This is a genomic window from Aurantimonas sp. A2-1-M11, from assembly GCF_036549475.1.
Classification (GTDB): domain Bacteria; phylum Pseudomonadota; class Alphaproteobacteria; order Rhizobiales; family Rhizobiaceae; genus Aurantimonas.
This window is the reverse complement of record NZ_JAZHLI010000012.1, coordinates 22,996-40,237: the sequence shown is the minus strand read 5'-3', so window position 1 is coordinate 40,237 and position 17,242 is coordinate 22,996. Positions and strand designations below refer to the sequence as shown.

Annotated in this window: 15 protein-coding genes; 2 read left to right on the top strand and 13 right to left on the bottom strand. The window is 66.5% G+C overall.

All coding sequences use genetic code 11. The annotated features are described in order from the left end of the window. The first annotated feature begins 27 nt into the window (after positions 1-27). The gene (locus tag VQ042_RS07825) at positions 28-2,532 is read left to right on the top strand and encodes a cation:proton antiporter (protein WP_331817261.1); all 2,505 of its coding nucleotides are present in this window, start codon (positions 28-30) and stop codon (positions 2,530-2,532) included. Positions 2,533-2,690: 158 nt separating this feature from the next. Further along, a complete protein-coding gene (locus VQ042_RS07820; RefSeq protein ID WP_331817259.1) occupies positions 2,691-4,766 on the top strand; it encodes an NAD(+) synthase in 2,076 nt (691 codons plus the stop codon). A 98-nt stretch (positions 4,767-4,864) separates the two neighbouring features. Here VQ042_RS07820 and VQ042_RS07815 read toward each other — a convergent pair whose 3' ends face one another. From VQ042_RS07815 to nuoN, 13 genes are all read right to left on the bottom strand, one after another. Further along, positions 4,865-5,077: a hypothetical protein gene (locus VQ042_RS07815; RefSeq protein ID WP_331817257.1), complete on the bottom strand. Its 213-nt coding sequence runs from the start codon at positions 5,075-5,077 to the stop codon at positions 4,865-4,867. 82 nt (positions 5,078-5,159) lie between these two features. Further along, positions 5,160-5,354, bottom strand: a complete 195-nt coding sequence (locus VQ042_RS07810; protein ID WP_331817255.1) for a hypothetical protein — start codon at positions 5,352-5,354, stop codon at positions 5,160-5,162. Between the two features lie 69 nt (positions 5,355-5,423). Beyond that, the gene (gene otnC / locus VQ042_RS07805) at positions 5,424-6,065 is read right to left on the bottom strand and encodes a 3-oxo-tetronate 4-phosphate decarboxylase (protein ID WP_331817253.1); all 642 of its coding nucleotides are present in this window, start codon (positions 6,063-6,065) and stop codon (positions 5,424-5,426) included. Next, positions 6,062-7,318: a 3-oxo-tetronate kinase gene (gene otnK, locus VQ042_RS07800; protein ID WP_331817251.1), complete on the bottom strand. Its 1,257-nt coding sequence runs from the start codon at positions 7,316-7,318 to the stop codon at positions 6,062-6,064. Before otnK ends, otnC begins: the two co-directional genes overlap by 4 nt. A gap of 319 nt (positions 7,319-7,637) precedes the next feature. After that, on the bottom strand, positions 7,638-8,567 hold the full coding sequence (locus VQ042_RS07795) for a ring-cleaving dioxygenase (protein WP_331817249.1): 930 nt from the start codon (positions 8,565-8,567) through the stop codon (positions 7,638-7,640). Between the two features lie 111 nt (positions 8,568-8,678). Further along, positions 8,679-9,371, bottom strand: coding sequence for an ABC transporter ATP-binding protein (locus tag VQ042_RS07790; RefSeq protein WP_331817389.1), 693 nt, complete (start codon positions 9,369-9,371; stop codon positions 8,679-8,681). Further along, complete coding sequence (locus VQ042_RS07785; protein WP_331817247.1) at positions 9,371-10,672, bottom strand: lipoprotein-releasing ABC transporter permease subunit; 1,302 nt, start codon at positions 10,670-10,672, stop codon at positions 9,371-9,373. The genes VQ042_RS07790 and VQ042_RS07785 overlap by 1 nt, the downstream gene beginning before the upstream one ends. Continuing rightward, complete coding sequence (gene proS / locus VQ042_RS07780) at positions 10,669-11,991, bottom strand: proline--tRNA ligase (RefSeq protein WP_331817246.1); 1,323 nt, start codon at positions 11,989-11,991, stop codon at positions 10,669-10,671. The genes VQ042_RS07785 and proS overlap by 4 nt, the downstream gene beginning before the upstream one ends. 470 nt (positions 11,992-12,461) lie before the next feature. Further along, positions 12,462-12,728, bottom strand: a complete 267-nt coding sequence (locus tag VQ042_RS07775) for a DUF1467 family protein (protein ID WP_331817244.1) — start codon at positions 12,726-12,728, stop codon at positions 12,462-12,464. A gap of 1 nt (position 12,729) precedes the next feature. After that, a complete protein-coding gene (gene mce / locus VQ042_RS07770) occupies positions 12,730-13,134 on the bottom strand; it encodes a methylmalonyl-CoA epimerase (protein WP_331817242.1) in 405 nt (134 codons plus the stop codon). Positions 13,135-13,246: 112 nt separating this feature from the next. Then, positions 13,247-14,857, bottom strand: coding sequence for a ribonuclease J (locus tag VQ042_RS07765; RefSeq protein WP_331817387.1), 1,611 nt, complete (start codon positions 14,855-14,857; stop codon positions 13,247-13,249). A 136-nt stretch (positions 14,858-14,993) separates the two neighbouring features. Continuing rightward, a complete protein-coding gene (locus tag VQ042_RS07760; protein ID WP_331817240.1) occupies positions 14,994-15,737 on the bottom strand; it encodes a biotin--[acetyl-CoA-carboxylase] ligase in 744 nt (247 codons plus the stop codon). A 53-nt stretch (positions 15,738-15,790) separates the two neighbouring features. Beyond that, entirely contained in the window at positions 15,791-17,236 is a 1,446-nt protein-coding gene (gene nuoN, locus VQ042_RS07755; protein ID WP_331817238.1) for an NADH-quinone oxidoreductase subunit NuoN, read from the bottom strand. Positions 17,237-17,242: the final 6 nt, after the last annotated feature.

Below are 17,242 nucleotides of genomic sequence, written 5' to 3'. Positions count from 1 at the left end.
GAGTCCTGAAGTGTCGGTGACGCCGCCATGAACGTTCCCAATATCGTCGTCCTCATCGCCACGCTCGTCGCCTTCGGGGCGCTGGCGCGGCCGCTGGCCACCCGGCTTCGGCTGCCGGTGTCGATCCTCCTGGCGCTGGGCGGCGCCGGGCTCGGTTTTGCCAGCCTCTATTCGCTCAATCATCCGGGTACCCTGCTGCCGGTCGACCTCGCCGTGCTCATCACCGACCTGCCGGTGGGCTCCAGCCTCTTTCTCTACGTCCTGCTGCCGACGCTGATCTTCCAGAGCGCGCTGGTGGTCGACATGCAGCGGGTCCGCGAGGATCTGCTGCCGATCATCCTGCTCGCCCTCGTGGCGGTGCTGGTGGCGACCTTCGGCGTGGCGCTGGCGCTGTGGCCCATCGCGGGCATGCCGCTGCTGGCCTGCCTGCTCTTGGCCGCGCTCGTGGCGACGACGGACCCGGTGGCGGTCATCGCCATCTTCCGCGACGTCGGCGCACCCGAACGGCTGACCCGCCTCGTGGAGGGCGAAAGCCTGTTCAACGACGCGCTGGCGATCTCGCTGTTCCTGATCTTCTCCGCCGCCATCGTGTCGCCCGGCTCGGTGACGCTGTCGGGCGCGGCGCTGAGCCTTCTCTTCCTGCCCATCGGCGGCGGCATTCTGGGCTATCTGACGGCGCGCCTCTACCTCCAGCTGCTGCGGCTGATCGGCGACGACCATGTCACGGCCGTCTCGCTGAGCCTCGCCCTGCCCTATCTGTCCTTCTGGGTCGCAGAGCATGTCCTGCACGTCTCCGGGATCATCGCCGTGGCCACGGCCGGGGTGGCGCTCGCCAGCCTGTCGCCGGCACGCATCACCCGCGATCTCTGGCATCACCTCGACAACACATGGCAGCAGCTCGCCTCCTGGGCGGCGATCCTCGTCTTCGTCCTGACATCGCTGCTCATCCCGCAGATGATGGCGGATCTGACCCCCTTCGACGTCCTGCTGATGCTGGTCATCTTTGTCGCCACCCTCGTCACCCGGGCGATGGTGCTGTTCGGCCTCCTGCCGCTGCTCAGCCACTACGGGCTTTCGTCGACGATCTCCCGCCCCTATCGCGTCGTCGTCCTGTGGGGCGGCCTGCGCGGATCGATGACCCTGACCCTGGCCCTGGCGGTCAGCGAGAACGAGGCCGTCCCGCGTCCCGTCGCCGCCTTCGTGGTGACGCTGGCCACCGGCTACACGCTCATGACGCTGTTCGTGCAGGGGACGACGCTGCGGCCGCTGATCCGCACCCTGGGGCTCGACCGGCTGTCGGGCATCGATCGGGCCCTGCGCGACCTGGCGCTCAGCGTCACCTCCGCCCGGGTCCAGCGCTTTGCCGCCGACATGTCGGCGCGCTTCGGGAGCGACGCGCCCGCAGTCGAGGCAGACACGGCCGCGGTCATGAAGGTGGCGGAGACGGGCGCAGACAGCCCATCCGAGGTCCTGCCGCTGGAGGGGCGCACGGCCATCGCCCTTGTCGCGTTGACGGCGCGAGAACGCGAACTGGTCCTCGACCATTTCGCCGACGGGATCCTGGCGCCGCGGGTTGCCCGACGTCTGAACACCGCCACGCGGGCACGGCTCGAAAAGGTGCGCCATGGCGGCGTCGCCGGTTATGGCGCTGCAGACGACGAAGAGACCCGGTTCCACTGGTCGGGCCGGATGGCCTTCTTGCTGCAGCGCCGGCTCGGCCGCAGCCATTATCTGTCGACGCGCCTGGCGCTGCGCTTCGAGCAACTGATCGAGATCTCGATGGTGCTGGCGAGGCTCCGGCAGATCGCCACGACTGAACTGCAGCCGGTCCTCGGCGAGCCGACGATCGTGGCGGTCCTGGACATTCTCGACAAGCGACAAGCGCGCGTCGAACGCGAGATCGATGCGGTGCGCCTGCCATATCCCGCCTATGTCGCCGAGCTCGAGCGCTGCTTCGTCCTGCGCGCAGCGCGGGCTCTGGAGATCGCCGAGATCGTGCGGCTGCGCCGGTCGGGGGTAATCAGCAAGGAGATCGAGCGCGACGTACGCCGCAGCGTCGCGCGACGCGGCGACCTGACGGCGCTCAGCCCGCCCCTCGATCTCGGTCTGGACACCCGCAGGCTCATCGACCGGACCGATATCTTCGCTGGGTTGAGCCACCGCGAACGCAACGAACTGGCGCGGCTGATGACGCCCTTCGTCGCGGCGCCGGGCATGCGGATCATCCGCCGCGGCGAGTTTGGCGACGCGGCGTACTTCATCTCGTCGGGCGCGGTGGAGATCGATACCGGCAACAGCCTCGTCAGGCTCGGGCGCGGCGACATCGTCGGCGAAATGGCACTGCTTCTCGACCTGCGGCGCCAGGCCGACGTGACGGCGATCGCCTACAGCACGATGCTGCGCCTGTCGCGGACCGACTTCCGCCGCTTCCTGTCGCTGCATCCCCAGTTGCGCGCCGAGATCGAGGCGATCGCCCGGGCTCGGCGCGAGGACAATGCGCGGGACGCCACGAAAGGCGTGCGCACCGGCTGACCGTGAGGGATCGCCGATAATGGGAGGGTGACGCTGTCCCGGTCACCGGTTCGGCATCCGCAAACGGCTATCACCGAGCAGTTCGGCGATATCGGACGTGGACCGATGCGCAACGCTTGCTTACGAACGGCGGTGGACATGCTCGAGGAGATGATGAATTGAGTTCCCGTACCCTTCGAGACCGCTCGTTCTATGCGCTGCACCGGCACGGCTTCGTGCGGGTCGGGGTCGCCACGCCCGGCGTCTTCATCGCCGATCCGGCGCGCAACGCCGAGGCGACGGTCCGCGAGGCGGAGAAAGCCGACCGCGAGGGCGTCGACCTCCTCGTCTTCCCCGAACTCGGCCTGTCCGCCTATGCGATCGACGACCTGCATCTGCAGGACGCGCTGCTGGACAGCGTGGATGCGGCCATCGAAGAGGTCTGCGCGCGCAGCCGCGACCTGCGCACGGTGCTCCTCGTCGGCGCACCGCTCCGGCGCAACGGCAGGCTCTACAACTGCGCTCTCGCGATCAGCCGGGGCCGCATCCTCGGCGTCGTGCCGAAGCTCTTCCTGCCGAACTACCGGGAATATTACGAAAAGCGCTGGTTCGCGTCCGGCGCGGGCATGACCGGCGGCCAGATCGCGCTGGCGGGACAGGAAGTCCCTTTCGGCATCGACCTCGTGTTCGAGGCCTCCGACCTGCCCGGCTTCGTCTTCCATACGGAGATCTGCGAGGATTACTGGGCGCCGACGCCTCCGTCGACGGACGGCGCGCTGGCCGGGGCGCTGATCCTCTGCAACCTCTCGGCCTCTAACATCGTGGTCGGCAAATCCGCCGACCGGCACCTCCTGTCAGCGTCGCAGTCGATGCGCTGCATCGCCGCCTATGTCTATTCGGCGGCGGGGCGCGGCGAGAGCACGACCGATCTTGCCTGGGACGGCCAGGGCTCGATCTACGAGCTGGGCGACCTCCTCGCCGAATCGGAACGTTTCGACGCCGCCGGCCAGCTCATCGTCGCGGATGTCGATGTCGGCCGCATCTCGCAGGAGCGGCTGCGCACCCCGACCTTCAACGACGCCGCAGCGCTTCGGGGCCATCCGGAAACGTGCTTTCGGCGGATCCTCTTCGAACATCGGCCATCCTTCGAGGATCTGGGCCTGCGCCGGCCCGTGCGGCGCTTCCCCTATGTGCCGAACAATCCCGACCGACTGCACCAGGATTGCTACGAGGCCTTCAACATCCAGGTCGAGGGCCTGCGGCGGCGCTTCGAGGCGACGCCCGGCGACCATATGGTCATCGGCGTGTCAGGCGGCCTCGATTCGACCCATGCGCTGATCGTCGCGGCCAAGGCCTGCGACCAGATGGGCCTGCCGCGCTCCACCATTCTGGGTTTCACGATGCCCGGCTTCGCCACGGGCGAGGAAACGAAGGCGAACGCACTGGCCCTGATGCGTGCCCTCGGAACGGGCTGCGAGGAGATCGACATCCGCCCCGCCGCCCGGCAGATGCTCGGCGACATGGGGCACCCGTTCGCGGCCGGCGAGCCGGTCTACGACGTGACCTTCGAGAACGTCCAGGCGGGCTTGAGGACCGATTATCTCTTCCGCCTCGCCAACCAGCGAAGCGGCTTCGTGATCGGCACGGGCGACCTGTCCGAGCTGGCGCTCGGCTGGTGCACCTATGGTGTCGGCGACCAGATGAGCCATTACGCGGTCAATGCCGGCGTGCCGAAGACGCTCATCCAGTATCTGATCCGCTGGGCAGTGCGCACCGAGCAGTTCGACGCGGCGACAGCCAAGCTGCTGACGGCGATCCTCGACACGGAGATCTCGCCGGAACTGGTGCCGGCGGATGCCGAGGGCGGCCTGCAGAGCACGCAGGACAAGATCGGCCCCTACGAGCTGCACGACTTCTTCCTGTACCACACGATGCGTTACGGGCGGGCGCCATCGAAGACGGCATTCCTGGCCTGGCACGCCTGGAAACAGGCCGATGCGGGCCTGTGGCCGATCGACTTTCCGCCGGAAGCGCGCAACGCCTACGAACTGGCGACGATCGCCAAATGGCTGGAGAGCTTCCTGTTCCGCTTCTTCCAGACCTCGCAGTTCAAGCGCTCGGCACTGCCGAATGGACCGAAGGTCTCGGCTGGCGGCAGCCTGTCGCCGCGCGGCGACTGGCGCGCACCGTCCGACGGCACGGCGGACAGCTGGATCAACGAGTTACGGGCGAGACTTCCCGAGGACCTGCGCTGAGGAAATACGCAAAACGACAGGATCTCGGGCGCCTGTGAACGAAAGACGGCGGCATCCAGAAGGTGCCGCCGTCTTTCGTTCGGCTACCTGTCGGCCGATCAGGCTTCGGGAATGGCGTCGACGCCTTCGCCGGCGCTGATGTTGTCAAGATGGGCATGGCCCTCGCCGCGCTCGGGATGCGGAGCCACGGTAATGTCCGTGCCCTCGAGCCACCGGCCGGATACGCTGCCCTGTCCCGGCAGGATCCGCCAGCGCGTCCCGTCGCTGAGTTCGATGATCCCGTCGGTGCTGGCGATTTTCAGAAGAGCCATGAATCGACCTTTCGCATGATGAGGCTGCTTGCGCGCTGGCGCTCAGCAATGCTTCCCATGCGTCCAGGTTCCATTCCCTGGCCTACCGCGCCTCGCCCTCTTCGGGCAGGTCGGGCTCGGGCAGGTCGAGCATGAAGCGGACTTCATCTTCCGAAAAGCCCGCCGACAGGGCGCGATCCACGTCGGTTCGCTGCCGATTCAGGTTCAGCTTTTTTGTCCCATCGCCTGCCGGAGGCGTGGGATCCTGCAACTTCGTCACGGGGCGCTTTTCGATCATGCGCCAATGTTGCATACGCAACGACCGATCACATTAAAGCAGTATAAATTCAGCACGGTAACGTGACATTCAATGCGGGTGCTTGTCCTCCAGCAGGCTGCGCTGCTCCGCCGTCAGGCCCCGTGGATCGAGCCCGCGGGTCAGGATCGCCAGACGTGCCGTCTCCTCCAGTTCTTCCATAGCGTAGACGGTCGCCGCCAGCTCGGTTCCCGCCACGACGGGCCCGTGATTGGCCAGGAGCACCGCCGAGCGCTTGCCGGCCAGACCGCGCACGGCCTGCCCCATAGCCGGGTCGCCCGGCATGAAATACGGCAAGAGCTTCACGCGGCCGAGCTTCATCACCGAATATGCAGTCAGCGGCGGCAGGACGTCGTCCGGGTCCGTGTCGGGCAGAATCGACAACGCCACCGAATGGGTGCTGTGGAGATGCACCACCGCGCCGGTCGTCGCCCGGCGCGTCTCGTAGAAGGCGCTGTGGAGCGGGATCTCCTTGGTCGGCTCGTCGCCGGACAGATGCTGGAAGCTGTCGTCCAGGCGCGAGATGCGCGCCGGATCGAGGAAGCCGAAGGACGAGCCGGTCGGTGTGACAAGGATGGTGCCGTCGGCGAGCCGCGCCGAAATGTTGCCGCTGGAGCCGCAGGTCAGGCCCCGGTCGAACATGGATCTGGCGAAGCGGCAGATGTCCTCGCGAAGCCGGGCTTCCACGCTCATGCCTCGCCTCCCAGGCGCGCTGCCGCCTTGGCGAAGAAATCGTCGGCACCGAAATTGCCGGACTTCAGCGCCAGCGCCAGTTCGCGGCCCTCGACTCGCACCGCCGGCACGCCCGGGTCGATCTCCGGGCCGATTTCCAGCGACTGGACGCCCAGCCCGGTAACCACCGCGCCGGAGGTCTCGCCGCCTGCCGACACCAGCCGCGTGATACCGGCTTCGACCAGCGCTGCGGCCGTTGCGGCAAATAGCTCCTCGATCGCGGTGGCGATGGCCTCCTTGCCATGGCGCTTCTGCGCAGCGGCCACGGTCTCGGGATCGGCCGACGAATAGACCAGCGGCACGCCGGATTGCCGCATCACCCATTCGGTCAGCGACGCCGCCGTCACCTCGCCGGCCATCACCGCATCGGCCCGCAATTCGAAGGCCGGGTGGCCGGCGTCCCGATGAACGGCGACCTGCCGGCGCGTCGCGGCCGAGACCGAGCCGGCCAGTGCGGCCGCGCGGCCCACCACGCCCGCCCAGGAGGAGGTCGCCGAACCGATCAGCCCCTGCCCACGGAAATTCTCCGGCAGGCCGAGGGCGATGCCCGAACCGCCGGTGATCAGCGGCAGATCCCGCGCCGCATGACCGATGGCGTGGAGATCGTCGTCGAGCACGGCGTCGGTGACGACGAAGCAGAGACCGTCCTTGGCCGCATGGCGCAGGGCGTTGGCAATCGCATCCTCGCCATTTGCCACAACACCATAGGGCACGTGGGCAACCGGCACATCCGTCTGGCGCGCCAACACCCGGCGCAGATCCGCGTCGCGCATCGGGGTCAGCGGATGATTCTCCATGCCCGATTCCGACAGGAGCTTGTCGTTGACGAAGAGATGTCCCTGGTAGACCGTGCGTCCGGTCGCCGGAAAGGCCGGACAGACGATCACGGCGCCGGCACCGAGCGCCTTTGCAAGAGCTTCTGCGACCGGGCCGATATTGCCCTCGTCGGTGGAATCGAAGGTCGAGCAGTATTTGAAGAAGAACTGCCGGCAGCCCTGACTGCGCAGCCATTCCAGTGCCGCGAGCGACTGGCGGATGGCCTCGTCCACCGCGATCGTGCGCGATTTCAGCGCGACCACGCCCGCTTCCACGTCCGGCGCCGCATCCACGCTGGGTACGCCGCTATACTGGACCGTGCGCATGCCACCCTTGGCAAGGGTGTTGGCAAGGTCGGAGGAGCCGGTGAAGTCGTCGCCGATGCAGCCAAGGATCATGAAAGCGCTCGCTCAATGTCTGACGGGGTTCCTGCAGGATCATGCACGAACCGAGGGAATGGCTGCGTCATAGCATCCAATTCCGCGGGCGACACCTCCGGGCCGCCCCCGACGGGGATTCCGGTCGAAGGCGTGCGCACGCCTTACCCGAAAACGGCGGATCGTCGTTCAGGTCCGTTCAGCTGAAGACACGGGATCAAGAGAGCGTGCGGGTCCACTGTCGCCCCGTCGGACCAATGCCTTGCCGGCTCATGCTGCGGCAGCGCATGAAGTGCGCCGGCAAAGCTACGAGCCGACATTCACGAAGCGACGCTGCCGCTCATCCCAGGTCGGGCAGGCGCGATTCGATCTCGGCGCGCCGCTCCTCCAGGAATGGCGGGAGCTTGAGCGCCTGTCCGAGTTCGGCCGGTGCCTCGTCGATGGCAAACCCCGGCGCATCCGTGGCGATCTCGAACAGGATGTGACCCGGTTCGTGGAAATAGACCGAGCGGAAGTAATTGCGGTCCTTCTGCTCCGTCGCGGTGATGCCGTGGTTGTCCGCCAGCTTGCGGACCATCTTGGCCTGTGCGGCATCGTCGGCGGCGCGGAAGGCGACATGGTGGACGGTTCCGGCACCGAACCTCGGCTTCAGGAAGCCGCCGACCGCCCGCAGATCGACGATGCGACCGAACGCGGCATCGCCGGTGAAGCGGATGAGGGAGTTCTCCCGCGCCGTTTCGCGAAAACCCAGCACGTCGGTGAGGATCGCTGCCGTCGGCTGGGCCTCCTCGATCAGGAGGCTGACGCCGTGAAAGCCGCGAATGGCGTGGTCGGCCGGGATATCCGGCGTGCTCCTGCCGGACGCGGCGTCGACGCCGGAGCGGGCAACCAGGGCAAGACGCATGCCGTCAGGATCGCGGAAGGCCAGCACCGTCTCGCCAAAACGCTTGATCAGCGGCTCGTGCGGCACGCCCTTTTCGATCATCCGGTGGCTCCAGAAACCGATCGCCGCTTCGGGCACGCAAAAGACGATCTCCTGGGTCTCGCCCACGCCGAGCCGTCCGGGTGCCGCGTGGTCCCACGGAAAGAAGGTCAGGATCGTGCCCGGTTGCCCGGCCTCGTCGCCGTAGTAAAGGTGATAGGTGCCCGGATCGTCGAAATTGACGGTCTTCTTGACGAGGCGAAGCCCCAGCGTACGCGTGTAGAAGTCGAGATTGCGAAGCGCCGGCCCGGCGATCGCCGTCACGTGATGAATGCCAATCGCGCCCATGGCGTGCCCCCCGATCCGTTCACAGGATGAATTCGCGGGCAGGATACGGCCGGATCGTGTCCGGCGCTCGAAGAATCGTGCACGGCAGGCGTGTCCGCTACCGACAGTGTGTCAGCTGATCTGCAGGGGCACGATCTTGCCGTTCTCGAGCGTGATCGCGCGGTCCATGCGCGCGGCGAGTTCGTGATTGTGGGTGGCGATCAGGGCGGCCACGCCCGACTGGCGCACCAGCGCCGTCAGGGCGTCGAAGACGTAGCCCGCCGTCGTCGGGTCGAGATTGCCGGTCGGCTCGTCGGCGAGCAGGACATGCGGGGCGTTGGCGACGGCCCGCGCGATGGCCACACGCTGCTGCTCGCCGCCCGACAGTTCGGCGGGCCGGTGTGCCGCGCGCTTGCCGATCCGCATGTAGTCGAGGAGTTCCCTGCCCCGCTCCGCGGCCGAAGCGCGCGACTGGCCCAGGATCATCTGCGGCATCATGACGTTCTCGAGCGCCGAGAATTCCGGCAGCAGGTGATGGAACTGGTAGACGAAGCCGATCGCCCGGCGCCGCATCTCGGTCCGCCGGTCGTCACCGAGCGTGCCGCAGGCCTGGCCGTCGACATAGACCTCGCCTGCATCGGGCCGTTCCAGAAGGCCGGCGATGTGGAGAAGTGTCGACTTGCCGGCGCCCGATGGCGCGACGAGCGCCACCATCTCGCCGGCGGCGACGCCGACGGCCGCGTCGTCGAGAATCGTCAGGCGGTCTTCGCCCTGGTCGAAATGCCGCCCGACCGCTTCGAGCCGGAGCGCGTAAGTGTCTGTCATCATTCGTACCGCAGCGCCTCGACCGGATCGAGTCGCGAGGCCTGCCAGGACGGCAGGATCGTCGCGAGGAAGGAAAGGCCGATCGCCATGAGCACGACCAGCACGACTTCGCCGGAATCGATCTCGGCCGGCAACTGGCTGAGGAAATAGAATTCCGGGTTGAACAGGATGGTGCCCGACAGCCAGGAGAAGAACTGGCGGATGTTCTCGATGTTCAGGCAGAAGACGACGCCGAGAACCAGCCCCGCCAGCGTGCCGGCGAAACCGATCGACGCACCGGTGATCAGGAAGACGCGCATGACCGCGCCCCGGGTCGCACCCATCGTGCGCAGGATGGCGATGTCGCGACCCTTGTCCTTCACCAGCATGAACAGGCCGGAGATGATGTTGAGCGCCGCCACCAGCACGATCAGCGTCAGGATGATGAACATGACGTTGCGCTCGACTTCCAGCGCCGAGAAGAAGGACTGGTTCTGGGTCTGCCAGGTCACCGTGTAGTTCGGACGCCCCGCCGCGGTCTCGATGGTGCGCTGCAGATCCTGCACCCGGTCGGGTTCGTCGACGAAGATCTCCACCGACTGCGCCAGCCCCTCATGGTTGAAGAACAGCTGGGCTTCGGCGAGCGGCATGTAGACATAGGAGGCATCGTATTCGGACAGGCCGATCTCGAAGATCGCCGAGACCGGATAGGCCTTGACGCGCGGTGCCGTACCGAACGGTGTCACGTCCCCATCCGGGGAGACGAGGGTGATGTTGTCGCCGAGCCGCAGCCCCAGCGCCTCGGCCAGCCGGCTGCCGACGGCGAGTCCGCCGCCCTCGCTGAAGCCGTCGAGCGTACCCTGCCTGATGTTGTCCGCCACCGGCGTGAGGTCGGCAAGATCCTCGCCGCGCACGCCCTTCACCAGGGCGCCGGTGCTGCTGTTGGCAAGCCCCGAGGCCAGGACCTGGCCCTGCACGAGGGGCATCGCGAAGGCGACGCCCGGCACCTGTTCGACCTTCGCGGTCACGTCGGAGAAATCATCCAGCGGCCGGTCGACCGGATACATCACGACATGGCCGTTGACGCCGAGAATGCGGGTCAGGAGTTCGCCGCGAAAGCCGTTCATCACCGACATGACAATGATCAGCGCGGCCACGCCGAGCATGATGCCGAGGAAGGAGAAGCCGGCGATGACCGAGACGCCCGCATCGCGGCGCCGCGACCGCAGATAGCGGCCGGCCAGCATCCATTCGAAGCGCGCGAAGGGACGCGTCCGGCCGGTCCCGACCGCCGGCGCAGCGGTCACGCCCGCCTCGCTCATGCCTGCACCCGCGCCAGCACCGCTGACAATGGCAGCGATTCCCGCTCGCCGGTGGCGCGCAGCTTGATCTCGGCCTCGCCCGCCTTGGCCCCGCGCGGGCCGACGATCACCTGAACGGGCAGGCCGATCAGATCCATGGAGGCGAACTTGGCGCCGGCGCGCGAATCCTGGTCGTCATAGAGGACGTCGATCCCGGCAGCCTGCATCTGGCTGTAGAGATCCTCGCAGGCCGCGTCGCAATCGGCATCGCCCGGCTTCATGTTGATCAGGCCAACATCGAAGGGCGCCACCGATTTCGGCCAGATGATGCCGTTCTCGTCGTGGGATGCCTCGATGATCGCGGCCAGAAGCCGGCTCGGGCCGATGCCGTACGAGCCCATGTGAACGGGCACGTCCTTGCCGTCGGGACCTGTAACGACCGCCTTCATCGGCTCGGAGTATTTGGTCCCGAAATGGAAGATGTGGCCGACCTCGATGCCGCGGGCGGCGACCTTGTCGTCCTCCGGCAACTGGTCCCACACCGCCGTCTCGTGCATCTCGTCGGTCGCCGCATAGGGCGTCGTCCAGGCACGCACGATGTCGACGAGGCCGCCGGCATCGTCGAAATCGACGCCCTCGCCCGGCACCGCCAGATCGAGATAGTCGCGATGGCAGAACACCTCGCTCTCGCCCGTCGAGGCCAGGACGATGAATTCGTGGCTGAGTTCGCCGCCGATGGGCCCGGTGTCCGCCCGCATCGGGATCGCCTTCAGGCCGCAGCGCTCGAAGGTGCGCAGATAGGCCACGAACATCCGGTCATAGGCGATCTTTGAATTCTCGTAGTCGATGTCGAAGGAATAGGCATCCTTCATCAGGAATTCGCGGGACCGCATGACACCGAAGCGCGGACGCACCTCGTCGCGGAACTTCCACTGCAGATGGTAGAGATTGAGCGGCAGGTCCTTGTAGGTGCGGACGTAAGACCGGAAGATGTCGGTGATCATCTCCTCGTTGGTCGGACCATAGAGGAGATCGCGCCCGTGCCGATCCTCGATCCGCAGCATCTCCTTGCCGTAATCCTCGTAGCGCCCGCTCTCGCGCCACAGATCGGCCGACTGGATGGTCGGCATCAGCAGCTCGATGGCCCCCGAGCGGTCCTGCTCCTCGCGGATGATCGCGCAGACCTTGTCGAGCACCCGCTTGCCCAGCGGCAGGAAGCTGTACAGACCGGCTGCCTGCTGCCGGATCATGCCGGCGCGCAGCATCAGCCGGTGGGAGACAATCTCCGCTTCCTTGGGGGTCTCTTTGAGAATGGGCAGGAAATATCGCGACAGGCGCATGGGATGTCCGGTGAATGCAAGGGAGCTGATCGCACATTGGCGCTTTTGCGCGTCTTAACCGCTCCTCTGCCGATTGGAAAGACGGAGCCGAAACGGTCGCAAGTTCCGCGCCAATTTACGGCCGGCCCGGCAGGCAGCGCCCACATGGCAGATTCATGACACGGCCGCAAAAACCGCGTGACAACGCGATATCGTCTGGATAGGCTCGCCACCATAAAAAGAGGCGCCGGCAGGTGCGATTTCTGCGGTCTAGTCTTGGGAGGACGTGATTTCCGGCGCGGCATCAGTCGCAGCCCCGATCCATGTCATCGGTGCGAAATCCAGACACGCGAATTTGGATGCAAGGCGAAAGCCTTGCATTTTTTTTGCCTCAGGCTCCGGTGCTGGCGAAAAAATCTCGCCGCCTGGCACGCTCTTCCATCGCTGCACGACCGCCCGCGCCGATGAACGGAACCCGTCGTCGGATGCCGTCAGGTGCCGGGGATGATCTTCGGAAAATCGTCCGGGCTGAGGCCGTAGACCTGCGTGACCACGTAGAAGGCCGCAAAGATCGCGAAGGCAAGGATCGTGGTCTGGACCAGCTTCCAGCCCATGCCGTGCTGGGCGGGCGCGCTGTGGGTCGTGCCGAGGGTGACGTCGTCGGCATCGACCTGGCTGCGCTGGCCCAGCGGCAGGATGACGAAGAGCGACGTCCACCAGATGATGAAGTAGATCGCGATTCCCGAGATCCAGCCCATCTCACACCTCCTCCAGTTCGGTCAGCGTCCCGAACAGGTCGCCGGGGTGGATGAACACCACCGGACGGCCATGGGCGCCGATCTTCGGCTCGCCGTCGCCGAGCACCCTCGCCCCGGCCGCAACCAGACGGTCGCGCGCCGCGACGATGTCGGCGACCTCGTAGCACACGTGATGCATCCCGCCCTTCGGATGCTTGTCCAGGAAGGCGGCAATCGGGGAATTCTCCCCGAGCGGCTCGAGCAGTTCGATCTTGGTGTTGTCCAGTTCCACGAAGACCACGGTCACCCCATGCTCGGGCAGCGCCTGCGGCGCCGAGACACTTGCCCCCAGCGTGTCGCGGTAGCGCTCCACGGCGGCGGCGAGCGCCGGCACCGCGAGTGCCACATGGTTCAGCCTGCCCAGCATGGGCTTCTCCTATAGCACCGGCCGCAGCATCAAGATCGTCCCGCGGGACGTACGCTGCGGATCCATCGGAGCGCCGTGCGTCATATCCTCGACGACGGCGCTCCGAGGCCCATCAGGACCGCGTCACGAAGACGGTTGCAATCGGCTTTTTGCCCCAGGCCTCATAAGCCGCACCGCGCACGGCGCGCCGCACCGCTTCGCTGACCTTGTCGAGGTCCTTGCGGCGCTTGAGCGGAATGCTCTCCACCGCACCGGCCGCCGCATCGATCAGGATCTCCTCGATCTCGTCGCCGGCGGCGTCGTCTTCGGGCAGGCCCAAGGCCACCACGTCGGGATCCTCGCGCAGTTCCAGCTTGCCGTCCAATTCGACCAGCACGGAGACATGGCCGACGAAGGAGAGCCTGCGGCGCTCGTTCACGCCCATCGCCTCGGCGGTGCCGATCAGGCGTCCGTCCTTGTACAGGCGACCGGTCGGTACATCGGCAATAATGTCCGCCGCACCCGGCGACAGCCGCACCATCTTGCCGTTGCGGGCGGGGACGACCTGCTTGACGCCCTGTTCACGCGCCAGCTTGGCATGGGCGGTCAGATGCGCGGCCTCGCCATGGGCGGGAACCGCGATCGTCGGGCGGATCCACTCGTACATCTGCCGCATCTCGCCGCGCCGGGGATGGCCCGACACGTGGACCAGCTTCTCGCCGTCCTCGAGGATCTGCACGCCGCGCTCGATCAGCGCGTTCTGGATCTCGATAATCAGCTTCTCGTTGCCGGGGATCGACCGCGAGGAGAAAATGACCAGATCGCCCTTCGACAGGGCGACCGTCGGGTGCTCGTCGCGCGACAGGCGCGCCAGTGCAGCGCGGGACTCGCCCTGGCTGCCGGTCAGGATGATGACCGCCTTTTCCGGCGGGATGTAGCCGAAATCCTGCTCGCCGAGGAAAGGCGGAATACCGTCCATGTAGCCGAGCTCGGTCGACACATCGACGACCCGCTTCATCGAGCGCCCCATCAGCAGCACCTGTCGGCCCGCGTCGCGGGCGGCGGCGGCGATCGACCGGATGCGGCCGACATTGGAGGAGAAGGTGGTGACCGCCACGCGGCCCTTCGCTCCCTTGATGATGTCTCCCAGCGAGGCCGAGACCTCGCTCTCGCTCGGGCTGATGCCCTCCCGCAGCGCGTTGGTGGAGTCGCAGATCATGGCGAGGACGCCCTCGTCGCCGATCTCGCGCAGGCGCTTGCCGTCGGTCGGCGCGCCGAGCGCCGGCGTCGCATCGATCTTCCAGTCGCCGGTGTGGACGACCGTGCCCGCGGGGCTGCGGATCGCCAGAGCCACCGGCTCCGGAATCGAGTGCGTCACGTTGATCGCCTCGATCTCGAACGGGCCGACATTGAAGCGGTCGCCAGCGGAAAAAAGCTCAACCGGGATCTTCGGCGCGCCGGGCTCGCCTTCACGCTTGGCCGCCAGCATGGCGGCAGTGAAGGCAGTGGCATAGACCGGCACCTTCAACTTCGGCCAGAGGTCGAGCAAGGCGCCGTAGTGGTCCTCGTGCGCATGGGTGATCACGATTCCCTTCAGCGCGTCGCCCTGCTCCACCAGGAAGCGGATGTCCGGGAAGACGAGGTCCACGCCCGGGAAATCGTCTCCGGCGAAGGAGATGCCGCAGTCGACGGCGATCCACTCGCGCGCATGTTCCGGGCCATAGCCGTAGAGGGCGAGATTCATACCGATCTCACCGATGCCGCCGAGCGGCACGAACAACAATTGGTTCAAGTTCTGACTTCTTTCCTGTGGCAGCCGTCCGCACGTCAGCGCAGCGGCATCGTTTCGTTCTTCATTTACATTCGTCGTCTCGTGCCGCTCACGCGGCGCCGGAGCCGGTCGGCGCCATGCGCTCGTCCCGCTCCAGAAAAAACAGATCGCCAGCCGACACCGCGGTCACCCGTCCGGCCTCGTCGCGCAGCAGCAGAAGGCCGCGCTCGTCGAGTGCCTCGAACCGGCCCGTCAGGACACCGTCGGCAAGATTGACCCGGCAAGGCTGGCCGACACCGACCGCATGGGACAGCCATTCCTGCCGGACGGCCGCAAATCCCTCGCCCCGGGCGAACAGCGCCATGGCGCGTTCCAACTCTTCGGCCACGGCGTCGTATACCCCCTCCAGATCGTGCGTCGCCCCTTCCGACGCAAGACTCGTCACCTCGTAGGGCGTATCGCCGGGAACATGGGCGACGTTGACGCCGCAACCCACCACCACTGCCATTCGGCCATCGGCGAGCCTCTCGCTCTCCAAGAGGATCCCCACCGTCTTGCGCCCGTCGATCAGGACGTCGTTCGGCCATTTGACCGAGACGTTGCCTGCCCGATCGCCGAGCAGCCGCGCCAGAGCGTTGCGAACACCGAGCGAGGCCACCAGCGGCAGGGTGGACAGATAGGCGAGCGGCGCCGGATCGAGCAACAGCCAGCTCGCATAAAGGTTGCCGCGTTCCGATACCCAGTTGCGACCGCGGCGGCCACGACCGGCGGACTGACGCTCGGCGGTGACCCACAATGGACCCGGATCGCCGGCCCGGGCGGCTTCCAGCGCAATGGTGTTGGTCGAGGACACCTCGCCGAAAACCAGGCGGCGCCGCCGGCCTGCTGTCCCGTCCGGTTCCACCGTCAGAAGAAGGTCCGCGCCGCCGCTTCCGCTGCCGCGAAGATCGGGCCGCCGACGAGGAGATAGACCGGGAAGATGAACAGGGCCGCCGCGCCGAGGACGAAGCGCAGTTCCGTCGCCATCGGCACGAATTCGGTCGAGGGCTGATTGTCGAACCACATCACCTTGACGATGCGCAGGTAGTAATAGAGCCCGACGACGCTGGCGAGGACGCCGATGACCGCAAGCCCGTAGAGCCCCGCCTGAACGGCCGCCATGAACACGAAGTACTTGGCGAAGAAGCCGGCCAACGGCGGCAGCCCGGCGAGCGACAGCATCAGGATGGTCAGCATCAGGGCCATGATCGGATTGGTCTTCGACAGGCCGGCCAGATCGTCGATGTCCTCGACCACGCCGTCCTTGCGCCGCATGGCCAGGATGACGGCGAAGGTGCCGAGGGTCATGGCCAGATAGATCGCCATGTAGAGAAGCACGCCGCGCACGCCCGAGAAATTGGCCGCCGCGAGACCCACCAGCGCGAAGCCCATATGGCCGATGGACGAATAGGCCATCAGCCGCTTGATGTTGCGCTGGCCGATGGCGGCGAACGCGCCCAGAACCATCGACGCGATGGAGATGAAGATGATCACCTGCTGCCAGTCCACGGCCAGCGGCTCGAAGCCCTGGACCGTGAAGCGCGTGATCAGCGCGATGGCCGCGACCTTGGGCGCACCGGCCAGGAAGGCGGTGATCGGCGTCGGTGCGCCTTCGTAGACGTCGGGCGTCCACATGTGGAACGGCACGGCGGAGATCTTGAAGGCAAGGCCGGACAGCACGAACACCAGACCGACGACGATGCCGAGCGAGCGCTCGCTGATGGCCACCGCCTCGGCGATCGCGATATACTCGATCTGGCCGGTGAAGCCGTAGATCAGCGACGCGCCATAGAGCAGCATGCCCGAGGAAAGCGCGCCGAGGACGAAATATTTCAGGCCCGCTTCGGTCGAGCGGACAGAGTCACGGTTGATCGCGGCGAGGACGTAAATCGACAGGGACTGCAGTTCGAGGCCCAGATACAGCGCGATCATGTCGCCGGACGAGACCATGACCATCATGCCGGTGGTCGACAGAAGGATCAGGACCGGGAACTCGAAGCGGTTGAAACGCTCGCTCTCGGCATAGCCGACCGACATGATGACAGCGGCGGCAGAGCCGATCAGCACCAGCACCTTCATGAAGCCGGCGAAGGGGTCGAGGACGAAGGAGCCGCCGAAGGCGATGCCATAAGGGGTGACGAAAACCAGCCACAGGCCCGCGATGATGATCAGCGCCACCGACAGGCCGGTGACGGTCTGCGCGCTCTTCTCGCCCATGAAGACGCCGATCATCAAGAGGACCATCGAGCCGACCGCGAGGATCAGCTCGGGACCGATGATCGGGAGGCTCTCTGCGAGCATGTTCGAATACATAGGCGT

Bases quoted from the DNA above. Each gene is read 5' to 3' on its own strand.
- VQ042_RS07825 (WP_331817261.1), top strand. From the start codon at position 28: ATGAACGTTCCCAATATCGTCGTCCTCATCGCCACGCTCGTCGCCTTC.
- VQ042_RS07815 (WP_331817257.1), bottom strand. From the start codon at position 5,077: ATGGCTCTTCTGAAAATCGCCAGCACCGACGGGATCATCGAACTCAGC.
- VQ042_RS07810 (WP_331817255.1), bottom strand. From the start codon at position 5,354: ATGATCGAAAAGCGCCCCGTGACGAAGTTGCAGGATCCCACGCCTCCG.
- otnC (WP_331817253.1), bottom strand. From the start codon at position 6,065: ATGAGCGTGGAAGCCCGGCTTCGCGAGGACATCTGCCGCTTCGCCAGA.
- otnK (WP_331817251.1), bottom strand. From the start codon at position 7,318: ATGATCCTTGGCTGCATCGGCGACGACTTCACCGGCTCCTCCGACCTT.
- VQ042_RS07795 (WP_331817249.1), bottom strand. From the start codon at position 8,567: ATGGGCGCGATTGGCATTCATCACGTGACGGCGATCGCCGGGCCGGCG.
- VQ042_RS07790 (WP_331817389.1), bottom strand. From the start codon at position 9,371: ATGACAGACACTTACGCGCTCCGGCTCGAAGCGGTCGGGCGGCATTTC.
- VQ042_RS07785 (WP_331817247.1), bottom strand. From the start codon at position 10,672: ATGAGCGAGGCGGGCGTGACCGCTGCGCCGGCGGTCGGGACCGGCCGG.
- proS (WP_331817246.1), bottom strand. From the start codon at position 11,991: ATGCGCCTGTCGCGATATTTCCTGCCCATTCTCAAAGAGACCCCCAAG.
- VQ042_RS07775 (WP_331817244.1), bottom strand. From the start codon at position 12,728: ATGGGCTGGATCTCGGGAATCGCGATCTACTTCATCATCTGGTGGACG.
- mce (WP_331817242.1), bottom strand. From the start codon at position 13,134: ATGCTGGGCAGGCTGAACCATGTGGCACTCGCGGTGCCGGCGCTCGCC.
- VQ042_RS07765 (WP_331817387.1), bottom strand. From the start codon at position 14,857: ATGAATCTCGCCCTCTACGGCTATGGCCCGGAACATGCGCGCGAGTGG.
- nuoN (WP_331817238.1), bottom strand. From the start codon at position 17,236: ATGTATTCGAACATGCTCGCAGAGAGCCTCCCGATCATCGGTCCCGAG.